General features: G+C 48.3%; 9 protein-coding genes. All 9 read right to left on the bottom strand.

Going from position 1 to position 12,276, the window contains the following annotated elements; translation table 11 throughout:
- Position 1: 1 nt before the first annotated feature.
- A complete protein-coding gene (locus tag RWY97_RS03905) occupies positions 2-706 on the bottom strand; it encodes a PASTA domain-containing protein (RefSeq protein ID WP_021584052.1) in 705 nt (234 codons plus the stop codon).
- Between the two features lie 505 nt (positions 707-1,211).
- Positions 1,212-1,820 (bottom strand): ribonuclease HII, encoded by a 609-nt coding sequence (locus tag RWY97_RS03900; RefSeq protein WP_024991622.1) that lies wholly within the window; start codon positions 1,818-1,820, stop codon positions 1,212-1,214.
- A gap of 11 nt (positions 1,821-1,831) precedes the next feature.
- On the bottom strand, positions 1,832-3,046 hold the full coding sequence (locus tag RWY97_RS03895; RefSeq protein ID WP_315565637.1) for an aminotransferase class V-fold PLP-dependent enzyme: 1,215 nt from the start codon (positions 3,044-3,046) through the stop codon (positions 1,832-1,834).
- Between the two features lie 135 nt (positions 3,047-3,181).
- Complete coding sequence (gene sufD, locus RWY97_RS03890; protein WP_315565635.1) at positions 3,182-4,534, bottom strand: Fe-S cluster assembly protein SufD; 1,353 nt, start codon at positions 4,532-4,534, stop codon at positions 3,182-3,184.
- A gap of 17 nt (positions 4,535-4,551) precedes the next feature.
- A complete protein-coding gene (sufC, locus tag RWY97_RS03885; RefSeq protein WP_315565633.1) occupies positions 4,552-5,304 on the bottom strand; it encodes a Fe-S cluster assembly ATPase SufC in 753 nt (250 codons plus the stop codon).
- A gap of 132 nt (positions 5,305-5,436) precedes the next feature.
- Positions 5,437-6,882, bottom strand: a complete 1,446-nt coding sequence (sufB, locus tag RWY97_RS03880; protein ID WP_060544518.1) for a Fe-S cluster assembly protein SufB — start codon at positions 6,880-6,882, stop codon at positions 5,437-5,439.
- A 104-nt stretch (positions 6,883-6,986) separates the two neighbouring features.
- Positions 6,987-9,941: a translation initiation factor IF-2 gene (gene infB, locus RWY97_RS03875; protein WP_315565631.1), complete on the bottom strand. Its 2,955-nt coding sequence runs from the start codon at positions 9,939-9,941 to the stop codon at positions 6,987-6,989.
- A gap of 121 nt (positions 9,942-10,062) precedes the next feature.
- Complete coding sequence (gene nusA / locus RWY97_RS03870; protein WP_021584019.1) at positions 10,063-11,328, bottom strand: transcription termination factor NusA; 1,266 nt, start codon at positions 11,326-11,328, stop codon at positions 10,063-10,065.
- A gap of 151 nt (positions 11,329-11,479) precedes the next feature.
- Positions 11,480-11,947 carry a ribosome assembly cofactor RimP gene (gene rimP / locus RWY97_RS03865; protein ID WP_025065495.1) on the bottom strand — a complete coding sequence of 156 codons (468 nt, stop codon included), beginning with the start codon at positions 11,945-11,947 and terminating at the stop codon, positions 11,480-11,482.
- Positions 11,948-12,276: the final 329 nt, after the last annotated feature.

Raw genomic sequence — 12,276 nt, 5'->3', positions numbered from 1 at the left:
ATCACTTCTTTTCCTGACCGTTGGCCGGTGCGGGTTTCGGTGCAGTCGGCGACTCGTTCGCAGGCGGACCTGTCACCTCTTCAAACTCATCGACATCGCCTTCCGCATTCAATTCGATGGGTTCTACATAATTGATGGAGTCTGATTCACTACGCATTCCGTTGCCAACTTGTATCGTCAGTACATCGTCTATGGATATTCTATCGCCAGTCGACACGTGGTGGCCCCGTACCAAGACACCGTACACCCAGTCTTTTTCACCCGGAATAAACTCGGGTGACCCCAACTTGAAGCCCATTGCTCTGAGTTTGGCCATCGCTTCACGCAGAGAACTGTTGTCGATAACATCCGGCAGGGTAATAGTCGGCGTGTTCAGCGAGTTGATCGTGAGGTAAACGATATGCCCGGTCTTCACTCGTTCTCCTGCACCCGGCGATTGGGCGAGGACACATCCGGCCGGAAGTGTCTTGACATAACCCGTATCGATGACCTCGACTTGCAGTCCGGCGTCATTAAGAATGTACTTGGCGTCGTTGAAAGACTTATGCAACACGTTAGGGATTGATATCGATTCGCCGTGATGGGTATAGCTTTCAAGCCCGAACTTGACGCCTAATCCCAATACGACAACTACCGCAACCATTGCCAAAATGTTGCCCCAGAGGTATTTACTCATCAGTTTCTGTACAAAATCCGAAGACTTCATTCCTTTCGTTTCGTTGTCAGCTGCAAAGTTAAAAAATAAAAGTGAGAATCAAGAGTAGATAATTGATAATTCTTAATCCTCTAAGTTAGGGGTTGGGAGACTGTGAACGGAAACACGTTTTATAATTCATCGTATGCAATGTACCATTCGTAATTGATAAATAACGTACCCTTCACATCCATATAGAGAGCAATCGGCATATTATCCCATTAACCAATCCTGCCTGTTTTACCACGCTCTACACCCGTGTAAGGGCCGATCGGCGCATCGCCCCGCAGCTGAATAAGAAGGCGAAAGAACAGAAACTGAGCAATACTCATATAGCATTGATTATCAGCGACATATAAACTGCATCACGAATAACGGTTAAACGCATTACAAATAACCGTTAGTTGGCGTGCGAAAAGCCATTAAACGGCACGCGGTTAACCGTTAATCGTCATACAATTGACAGCTAATCAAAATACTCTTTTTATCTTATTGATTTACAATTGATTACATTCGCTCAATCCTCAATTGCAAAATCGAGTTCTGCTTCACCTAAAAGCTGGAAACTACGGCGGTGGTAAGACGTGATGCCGAACGACCGGATGGCCTCGCGATGACGACGAGTGGGATAGCCTTTATTGCTCGCCCAATCGTACACGGGATATTCGCGCGCCAGCTGCTGCATATATTCGTCGCGATGGGTTTTGGCCAGAATGCTCGCAGCAGCTATCGACTGATATTTTCCATCGCCTTTAACGATGGTGGTGAAAGGCAAATTCTGATAAGGAACAAACCGATTTCCGTCAACGATAATGGCCTGTGGGCGCACCCGAAGCTGGTCTAACGCACGATGCATAGCCAAAAAGCTGGCACGGAGAATATTGATTCGGTCAATCTCTTCGGGCGTAACCACTCCCACGGCCCACGCCAATGCGTCGCGCTCTATCGCCTGGCGGAGCTGCGACCGACACTTAGACGACAACTTCTTAGAATCGTTCAGCGCCGGATTATCATAATCATCGGGTAGAATAACAGCTGCTGCGAAGACGCTTCCGGCCAAACATCCGCGTCCCGCCTCATCGCATCCGGCCTCGATCAGACCGTTATAGTAATGTGGGGTAAGCATTCGACTCGCACTTAAAACATATTGCTTACACGCCGAATGCCTGCTACGAGTGCATCGATCTCTGCTTTTGTGTTGTACAAAGCAAATGAAGCCCGCACCGTTCCGGCAATGCCCAAGTGCGTCATTAGCGGCTGAGCACAGTGGTGCCCGGTGCGAACAGCAATGCCGAGGCGGTCTAATAGCGTGCCCATATCTAAGTGATGGATGTCGCGAACAAGAAAACTTACCACGGCATCCTGATGCTCTGCCTCACCGAACAGTCGTATCCCCTCAATTGTTTTCAGCTCCTGCACGGCATAACGGGTAAGCTCCTGCTCATACCGTTGAATATTATCGAGACCGAGATCGGTCATAAATCGGATGGCCGTTGCAAGTCCGTGAGTGGCAATATAATCAGGTGTGCCGGCCTCGAATTTGAACGGGAGCTCGGCGAATGTTGTCCTTTCAAAGTCTACATTGGCAATCATCTCACCGCCGCCTTGATACGGCGGCAGGCGGTCTAACCACGACTCCTTGCCGTAAAGCACACCAATACCTGTGGGACCATACATCTTATGTCCGCTGAAAGCAAAGAAATCACAGTCTAACTCCTGCATATCCACCTTAAAATGAGGAGCACTTTGAGCCCCATCCAGCACCACGGGGACATCGTGTTCGTGAGCTATTCGGATGATGTCTTGCACGGAATTCACCGTCCCGAGCACGTTACTTACGTGGGCAACGCTTACCAATCGCGTGCGTGGTGTAAACAGATTGGCATACGCCTGTATGTCGAGTTCACCGCGATCGGTCATTGGAATCACGCGAATGGCAATGCCTTTACGAGCCGCTTGTAACTGCCACGGAACGATATTAGAATGGTGTTCCATCACCGAGACAATCACTTCATCGCCCGGTTGCATCTCGCCGTCGCAGAAAGAAGTGGCTACAAGGTTCAGACTTTCGGTGGTTCCGCGGGTGAAAACAATCTCATTCGTCGAACGAGCGTTGATAAACCGGCGCACGGTTTCGCGTGCTTGCTCGTGCAAGTCGGTAGCTTGCTGAGAGAGATAGTGCACGCCTCGATGCACATTTGCATTGACATTGAGATACTCTTCACGCATAGCATCAAGCACGCAAAGCGGCTTTTGCGTGGTAGCTGCATTGTCGAGATAAACCAACGGATGCCCATACACCTCGCGAGAGAGTATCGGAAAAGAAGCACGGATTAATTTATCATTCATCATTCACAATTCATAATTGGCACCTTCGATAGTAGACGTATCCCCTTTCATTACCTTAATCTCTTACTTTCTTACTCTTTTAATCCTCTTTTCATCTTTCATCAATCATCATTCATCCCTTTTCACCCTTTCACCTTTTCACTTTTCCACTCTTAATTGCCTGCATCCCTCACATCGATCGAGTTCACCACGGAAGCGTTTTTCCACTAAATGGTGCAGGCGATCGCGCAAAGGTGTGAGCTGCATTTGGTCGATCACCTCGTTGATAAAGGCAAATTCGAGCAAGAGCTTGGCTTCTTCAAGACTGATTCCACGCTGACGCATATAGAAAAGAGCGGCATCATTGAGCTGGCCTACGGTCGAACCGTGGGCGCATTTCACGTCGTCGGCATAGATTTCGAGCATCGGTTGCGTAAACATTCGAGCCTCCTTGGTGACGCAGATGTTCTGATTGCGCTCCTCGGAACTGGTCTTCTGTGCTCCATGACGTACCAATACGCGGCCCGCAAAAGCTCCGGTTGATCGGTCGTCGAGTACATATTTATAGAGTTCCCGACTGGTACAGCGCGGCACCTGATGGTCTATCATCGTATTATTGTCTACGTGCTGTTGCCCGTCGGCCACGACACAGCCGCAGAGATTACATTCAGCACCCTCGCCTTTGAATATAAGGTCGGCACGATTGCGTGTAATTCCGTTGTGAAGTGTGATGACATTGTGATTCACCCGACTGTCGGCCTGCTGCTCGATATACACATTGCTCACCCTGACATTCTTGTAATGGGTTTCCTCCAAACAGTAAAGATCGAGCTGAGCGTTGGCTTCCACGTACGCCTCTATCACCTGTGTGGCCAGGAAATTGCGGTCGTCCATCGTGTGATCGCAGAAAAGAAACTTTGCTTCTGCACCTTCTTCGAGTACGATCAACACCCGGCGGTTAACCATCAAATCGACATCCGAGCGGAGAATATTCACCACTTGAATGGTGCGATCTATCTTTACGCCCCGCGGAACATACACAACGAGTCCGTCTTCGGCCAGCATCGTGTTGAGCGCCGTTATCGCATCGTCGGCCGTTTGGGCCAACTTTGCATAATAACGGGCAATAAGCTCGGGCCGATCAGTGGCCACTCGGTTGAGCGAATCAACCCAAACGCCCTCGGGCAGCTGTACTTTGGGTTGCGTTCGGGTGTAAAAACTGTCGTTGACAACGAAATACAGTGATGTACTCAGATTGGGAACGTCACAGCTGAAGACGTCGTATGGGTTGACGGGAATGTCGATTCGTTTGAGATTCAACCCATAATCGGGCTCGAAAAGTTGCTGTATGTCGGTATATTTATATCGTTCTTGTTTACGCGAAGGGAACCCTTGGCGACGGAAGTCATCAAAAGCGCGGTCGCGAACGGCATTGAGCGGTGCAGCAGAATGGTCGAAAATCACCTGCCGATTGGCCTCATACAGGTCGATATATTGTTTTTCGCTTTGCATAAATTTAGTCTTCTTGCTTATTCACCGACCTCTGCTTTAATCCAGTCATAGCCTTTGGCTTCGATCTCTTTGGCTAATTCTGGCCCGCCGGACTTCACAATTCGCCCCTTGTAAAGCACATGAATGACGTCAGGTTTGAGGATATCAAGCAGACGTTCGTAATGTGTTATGACTATAGTCGACGTATCAGCACGCTTCAATTTATTGACACCCTCGGCCACAATACGCAGTGCATCGACATCTAAACCGGAGTCTGTTTCATCCAAAATAGCCAATTTCGGCTCGAGCATAGCCATCTGGAAGATCTCGTTTCGCTTCTTTTCGCCTCCGCTGAAACCCTCATTCACAGAGCGATTGGACAATTTTGCGTCGAGTTCTACAATGCTTCGCTTCTCTTTCATCAGCTTGATGAAGTCGGCGGCAGACATCAGCGGGAGTCCCAAATACTTGCGTTTCTCGTTGATGGCAGCACGCATAAAGTTGGTCATAGATACACCCGGAATCTCAACCGGATATTGAAACGAGAGAAACAAGCCCTCATTGGCCCTGTCTTCGGGCTTCATTTCGAGTAGGTTTTTACCGTTAAAGTAAGCCTCTCCACGTGTAACCTCGTAGAGTGGATTGCCCACCAGCACGGCCGACAGTGTACTTTTACCCGATCCGTTGGGTCCCATTATGGCGTGGGTTTCGCCATCTCGTACGGTGAGATCAATGCCCCGCAATATCTCTTTGCCTGCAATTGAGGCGTGTAAATCTTTTACTTGCAACATAAGTTTATGAGTTGATGAGTTCATAAGTTTGTGAGTTGATGAGGTAATGAGTTTGTAAATTGGTGCGTTTTAAGTATTAAACGCTCGTCTTTCATCATTAATCCTTCATCACTCATCATTAATCCGTCACTCCTACCCTACTGTTCCTTCGAGCGAAACACTCAAAAGTTTTTGGGCTTCAACGGCAAATTCCATCGGTAATTTATTCAAAACTTCCTTGGCATAACCGTTAACAATCAGGCCGACAGCTTGCTCCGTAGGTATGCCTCGCTGATTGCAGTAGAACAATTGCTCCTCGCTGATCTTGCTGGTTGTGGCTTCGTGTTCTACGATTGCCGTGTCGTTGTGAATGTCCATATATGGAAACGTATGCGCACCACAGTCACTTCCGAGCAGCAGACTATCGCAAGAGCTGTAATTCCGGGCATTATCCGCATTGGCAGTAGCACGTACCAAGCCTCGATAAGAGTTCTGACTATGACCCGCACTGATACCTTTCGAGATGATGGTAGACTTTGTATTCTTGCCCATATGAATCATCTTGGTACCCGTATCGGCCTCCTGATAATTGTTGGTAACGGCTACCGAATAGAATTCTGCTTGCGAATCGTCGCCCCGAAGAATACAAGACGGATACTTCCAAGTAATGGCGCTGCCCGTTTCTACCTGTGTCCACGACAGCTTCGAGCCGTTACCGCGCAGGTCACCGCGCTTCGTTACGAGGTTAAAGACACCTCCTCGGCCTCTCTCATCACCCGGATACCAGTTCTGAACAGTTGAATACTTCACCTCAGCAGCCTCTTTTACGATAATCTCTACTATCGCAGCGTGCAGCTGATTCTCGTCTCTCATTGGGGCAGTACAGCCTTCTAAATAGCTCACATACGCGTTATCTTCGGCCACAATGAGTGTACGCTCGAACTGACCGGTATTTCTTGCATTGATGCGGAAATATGAACTGAGTTCCATCGGGCAACGAACACCCTTGGGAATATATACAAACGAACCGTCGCTAAACACTGCACTGTTGAGCGCTGCGAAGAAATTGTCACTATAAGGAACGACTGTTCCCAAGTATTCGCGTACCAAGTCGGGATGCGTTTTAACGGCTTCGCCGATTGAACAAAAGATAATTCCTTTCTCGGCGAGCTTTTCCTTAAATGTCGTTTTCACCGAAACGGAGTCCATAATGGCATCTACTGCCGTTCCACTCAATGCCAAACGCTCTTCCAAAGGGATGCCAAGCTTCTCGAAAGTCTTCTCCATTTCGGGATCGATCTCTTTGTTTTTGGGCTTCTTAGCCAATGGATCGGCATAATAAGAGATGGCTTGATAATCGATTTCAGGCAATCGGACGTGTCCCCACGAGGGCTGTTTCAGCTTCTGCCAATAACGAAATGCCTGTAAGCGAAACGCCAAAAGCCATTCCGGTTCACCTTTTTTTACGGAGATCAAACGCACAACATCTTCGCTCAAACCTTTCTCAATGATATCCGTATGCACGTCTGTAGTGAAGCCGAACTCATATTTTTGTTCGGCTACTTGCCTCACATACGCATTCTTATTGTTATTATCCATCATTTACTGAATGATTAACCGATTGTAGGAACATACGCTACGTACGCCCCTACAATCGTCAGATACAAAATCCATACCACACTTCGGGATGGTAACAAATGTGCCTACAACTTCTGTTGAACCTCAATCTCGGTGAAGGTTTCGATGATATCGCCTTGCTGAATATCGTTGAAGTTGACGAAACTGATACCGCACTCGAAGCCGGAAGCCACCTCTTTGACATCGTCTTTATAACGTTTCAAGGCGTTGAGATCGCCTGTATGGATCACAATTCCGTCGCGAACGAGCCGCGCTTTGTCGCTTCTATGCACCTTGCCTTCGGTTACAAAGGCACCGGCAACAGTTCCGACCTTCGATATTTTGAATACTTCGCGCACCTCAACTTCACCTGTTACCACTTCTTTCTTCACTTTATCGAGCATTCCGATCATTGCAGACTTCACGTCGTCGATGGCGTCGTAGATCACGGAATAGGTATTGATCTCTACACCTTCTTGCTCAGCCAGCTTGCGTGCAGCAGCCGACGGGCGCACTTGGAAGCCCACTATGATGGCGTCAGAAGCATCGGCCAGGGTGACATCACTCTCTGAAATCTGTCCAACAGCCTTGTAAATGACGTCTACTTTGATCTTTTCGGTAGACAGTTTGATGAACGAATCGCTCAGCGCTTCTATCGAACCGTCGGTATCTCCTTTAACAATGATGTTCAGTTCTTTGAATGATCCTAAGGCAATTCGATGTGAGATGTCGCTCAGCGTCAATCGTTTCTGCGTGCGAAGACCTTGCTCTCGTTGCAACTGCAACCGTTTGTTGGCGATGTCTCGAGCCTCTTGCTCGATCTCTAAAACGTGGAATGTGTCGCCGGCTGTCGGTGCACCATTGAGTCCCAAGATAATAGCAGGCTCGGCAGGACAGGCTTCTTCGATGCGCTGATTGCGCTCGTTGAACATCGCTTTGATTCGACCCCAACTGGTTCCGGCGATTACATTGTCGCCCACTCTCAGTGTTCCGTTACTCACGAGCAGCGTACTGACATATCCGCGACCTTTATCTAATGACGATTCAATGATACTTCCCGTAGCCTTTCGATTGGGATTAGCCTTCAAGTCAAGCATTTCGGCTTCGAGAAGTACCTTTTCCAAGAGCTCTTTCACGCCCAACCCCTGCTTGGCACTAATCTCCTGACACTGGTATTTACCACCCCAATCTTCCACAAGAAGGTTCATTTGCGAAAGATCTTCACGTATTTTGTCAGAGTTGGCACCCGGTTTATCAATCTTATTGATGGCAAACACCATCGGCACATTAGCTGCTTGAGCATGCGCAATTGCCTCGCGCGTGGTCGGCATCACACTGTCGTCGGCCGCAATGATGATAATCGCGATGTCGGTAACCTGTGTTCCGCGGGCACGCATAGCCGTAAATGCTTCGTGTCCCGGGGTATCCAAGAAAGTGATACGGCGTCCGTCTTCGAGCTTCACGTTGTAAGCACCGATGTGTTGAGTGATTCCGCCAGCCTCACCCGCAATGACATTGGTCTTGCGAATGTAGTCGAGCAGCGATGTCTTACCGTGATCCACGTGTCCCATCACCGTTACGATGGGCGCGCGCGATACGAGTTCCGACTCGTCGTCGGCCTCTTCGGTCACGGCTTCAGACACTTCGGCACTCACATATTCAGTCTTGAAGCCGAACTCTTCGGCAACAAGATTGATTGTTTCGGCATCCAGGCGCTGATTGATCGACACCATAATGCCGACACTCATCAACGTACCGATAACCTGATTGACCGATACATCCATCATCGTTGCAAGTTCGCTGACGGTGACAAACTCCGTGAGCTTCAGCGTTTTGCTGTCTTTGCGCTCGGCACGAGCCTCTTCGTTGAGCTTCTCCTGCACGGCATCGCGCTTCTCTTTGCGGTATTTCGCACCCTTCTTGTTCTGATTCTGTTTATTGGTAAGCCGTGCCAGCGTCTCCTTTACTTGACGTGCTACATCCTCTTCGTTCACTTCCAAAGGCTTGCGATTGCGCTTGCGGTTCTTGCTTTTCTTACCGGAGGCATTTTTGTTTGTGGCCGAATTACCGGTATTCGCAGGCTGATTGGCCGCAGCATTGATATCTACGCGCTCCTTGTTGATACGAACCCGCTTCTTACGCTCGCCTCCTGCCTGTCGGTTTTTCTCTTCGCGCTCTTTCCGCCGTTCTTCTTTCGACTTCTTCTTAGGCCGTGTACTCTGGTTGATTGCATCGAGATCGATTTTTCCGAGTACGTTTACCTTGGGCGCGTTGAGCATCGCTTTCTCACTCTTCAACTGGAAAATAGCGGGGCCGGAAGACTTGTCTTCGGCAGATTCAGATACGCCTTGTTCTACGGATTTTACTCCCTCGGAAACAGGGATATCATCAGTCGGTTTCTCAGATACCGTTACTTGCACTGCGTTTAACGGCTTTTCGTGCTGCGATTTACCGTTAGTTGCATCGCGATTTACCGTTAGTTGCGCAGCAGGCTCATCCGACTTTACAACCATCTCATTATCAACGGGTTGCACGTTTGTCTCTTTTTCTGTCGACACAACGGCTTTTGCGTCTTGCTTTTCTTGTACAACAGTCGGTTCGATTGTTGACGGAGCTGTCTTTTCCGATGCTTCGGAAGCGGCGCTTTTGGCAGAAGACTCCTTCTTCGGAGCCCTCTCCTGCGCAGACTCTACAGGTATATCGGCAGCCGGTTTCTTACCGACGTTGTCAAGATCGATTTTACCCAGCGGTTTAAACTGCTGTTGTTTGGTCGATTTGAGCAGACTCTCTGCCCGATTGTCTTTGGCTTCTCGCGAAGGCTTCTTATCTTTGGGCTTCTTCGAGAAAAGGCGTTCGGCCTGGCTACGGACCTCTGCATCCTGCTTGAAAGCTTCGATCAGCGCTTGGTATTGGGCCTCACTGAGTTTGAAACTCAGTTCGTTTTTCACTTCTCCCAGTTCGTTTCGTTTCTCCAAGAACTCAACGGCCGTTTGAAGTCCGATGTTTAATTCACGTAATGCTTTATTTAATCTGATGCTCATTGAATATCTCTCTTTTCTGTTGATAGGTGTTGGGACGCATCGGCGTTACGTTCCGTTGGTAATCGTTTGCTGGTTGGAAAGAACGCACACGCCGCCGTGCGCTCCTATGACGGGGTGCCCATTACCGTTCAAATTCGGCTTGGAGCACGCGCAGCACGTTGTCGACAGTCTCCTCTTCAAGGTCGGCTTTCTCGATCAACATCTCCCGAGGAGCATTGAGTACAGCCTTAGCCGTATCAAGACCGATGGCCTTGATGGCATCAATAACCCACTGATCAATTTCATCTGCAAACTCATCGAGATAGATATCTTCGTCTCCCTCGTCGCCGGCAACTTCTCTGAACACATCAATTGTAAATTCGGTGAGCATCGAGGCGAGCTTAATGTTGAGCCCGCTACGGCCGATTGCCAATGAAACTTCTTCCGGTTGGAGGAATACTTCAGCCTTATGATTCTCCTCATCGAGCGTAATGCTGCTCACGCGTGCAGGACTAAGAGCACGCTGAATGAAGAGTTTCGTGTTGGAAGTGTAATTGATTACGTCGATGTTTTCATTGCAGAGCTCACGCACAATGCCGTGAACACGACTACCCTTGACGCCCACACAGGCTCCCACGGGGTCTATTCGCTCGTCGTAACTCTCAACAGCCACCTTGGCTCTTTCACCTGGCATCCGGGCGATTCGCTTGATAGAGATAAGTCCGTCACTGATTTCGGGCACCTCAGCTTCCAACAATCGTTCGAGGAACACAGGACTGGTGCGACTCAAAATGATCTTCGGATTGTTGTTTTCATTATCCACTCGCAGGATGACGGCGCGCAAAGTCTCGCCCTTGTGATACTGATCTGAGGGGATTTGTTCAGACTTCGGCAGAATTAACTCATTGTTTTCGTCGTCAACTACCAGCACTTCGCGTTTCCATATCTGATAAACCTCACCCGAAATAATCTGTCCCACGCGGTCCTTATACTTATTATATAAGGAGTCATGTTCAAGTTCGAGGATCTTGGAAGCCAGTGTTTGGCGAAGCGTCAGTATGGCGCGGCGTCCGAATTTGGCAAAATCTACGCGTTCGGAAACGTCTTCGCCCACCTCATAATCGGGTTCGATCTTCTGCGCCTCAGCAAGAGCAATTTGCTTGTTTTCGTCTTCCACATCTCCGTCTGCTACCACAATACGATTGCGATAGATTTCAAAGTCGCCCTTATCAGGGTTTACAATGACGTCAAAATTCTCATCGCTGCCGAATATTTTGGTCAAAACGTTACGGAAACTCTCTTCGAGTACGCTCACCAAAGTAGTGCGATCGATATTCTTTGTGTCTTTAAACTCCCTGAAAGTATCAATCATACTGATTGTCTCTTCATCCTTTTTTCTTAGTGCCATATAAGTTTTTGAATTTTATTTTTTCTGAGTTCATTCGCTTTTAAGTTGATGAGCGGATGAGGTTTCGCTTTCGTCGAGTACAGAACAATAGTAACTCGAAAGCTCGTTTGCTGCAACCTCCGCCGACTTCAAGATTAAAAAACGAAAAGACTTACTTAAAGTCGATGATGTATTTCGTATATTTCACTTTGTCCATTTGATACTCGTGCACCACATCTTGCAGTTCGGGGCGCTTCTTTCCTTCTACTTTCACCTTTTCACGAACCGTGACTGTGAAGTCGTTCCCATCCACATTGGTCAAAATTCCTTTGATTTTCTTGCCCTCGGAGTCCATCACTTCCACCTCTTTCCCAATGAAATTGATGTACTGTTGCGGCACTTTGAAAGGCTGACCGAGCCCTGCCGAACCTACTTCCAGCTCATAATCTTCTTCGTCTCGGCTGAGATGATCCTCAATGTAACGGCTTAATTCTACGCAGTCTTCAATCCATACGCCCTCGGCGTGGTCGATTTCCACCACGATTTTATCGTCTTGGCTGATCTCAATGCCTACTAAAAAGTAGTCTTTTCCTGTAAGCCACTCATCGACTAACGTTTTTACGATCTTCTTGTCAATCATAAATAATTTATTAAAAACAGAATGAGGAGCTCTTATCAGAGCCCCCCATTCCACTGAACGGTGCAAAGTTACGAACATTTCCGCACATAACCAAGCATTTCCTGAGATATTTTCGATCGGCCGATTCACATAAAACTCCCTGTGTTTTTTATTCCGATCGAAAAAAGTTTTATTTCAATCGAAAAACAACAAACAGACACCCCGCTCCTCATTAACCGTTAAATGTCGCGCAACTAACCGTTAGTCACCCTTCGTTTAACCGTTAATTGCGCGCCGATTAACGGTTAGTTGCAGCGTGATTAACTGTTAATCAGAACGGTCTCTCTATC

Origin of the sequence: Hoylesella pleuritidis (assembly GCF_963541955.1) — a bacterium.
Lineage (GTDB): Bacteria > Bacteroidota > Bacteroidia > Bacteroidales > Bacteroidaceae > Prevotella > Prevotella pleuritidis.
This window is presented reverse-complemented; position numbering and strand designations above follow the sequence as displayed.

Coding starts and splice junctions, on each gene's coding strand:
- rimP (WP_025065495.1), bottom strand. CDS start 11,947: ATGATTGACAAGAAGATCGTAAAAACGTTAGTCGATGAGTGGCTTACA.
- sufB (WP_060544518.1), bottom strand. CDS start 6,882: ATGGATAATAACAATAAGAATGCGTATGTGAGGCAAGTAGCCGAACAA.
- sufC (WP_315565633.1), bottom strand. CDS start 5,304: ATGTTGCAAGTAAAAGATTTACACGCCTCAATTGCAGGCAAAGAGATA.
- RWY97_RS03900 (WP_024991622.1), bottom strand. CDS start 1,820: ATGCTTACCCCACATTACTATAACGGTCTGATCGAGGCCGGATGCGAT.
- sufD (WP_315565635.1), bottom strand. CDS start 4,534: ATGCAAAGCGAAAAACAATATATCGACCTGTATGAGGCCAATCGGCAG.
- RWY97_RS03895 (WP_315565637.1), bottom strand. CDS start 3,046: ATGATGAATGATAAATTAATCCGTGCTTCTTTTCCGATACTCTCTCGC.
- infB (WP_315565631.1), bottom strand. CDS start 9,941: ATGAGCATCAGATTAAATAAAGCATTACGTGAATTAAACATCGGACTT.
- RWY97_RS03905 (WP_021584052.1), bottom strand. CDS start 706: ATGAAGTCTTCGGATTTTGTACAGAAACTGATGAGTAAATACCTCTGG.
- nusA (WP_021584019.1), bottom strand. CDS start 11,328: ATGGCACTAAGAAAAAAGGATGAAGAGACAATCAGTATGATTGATACT.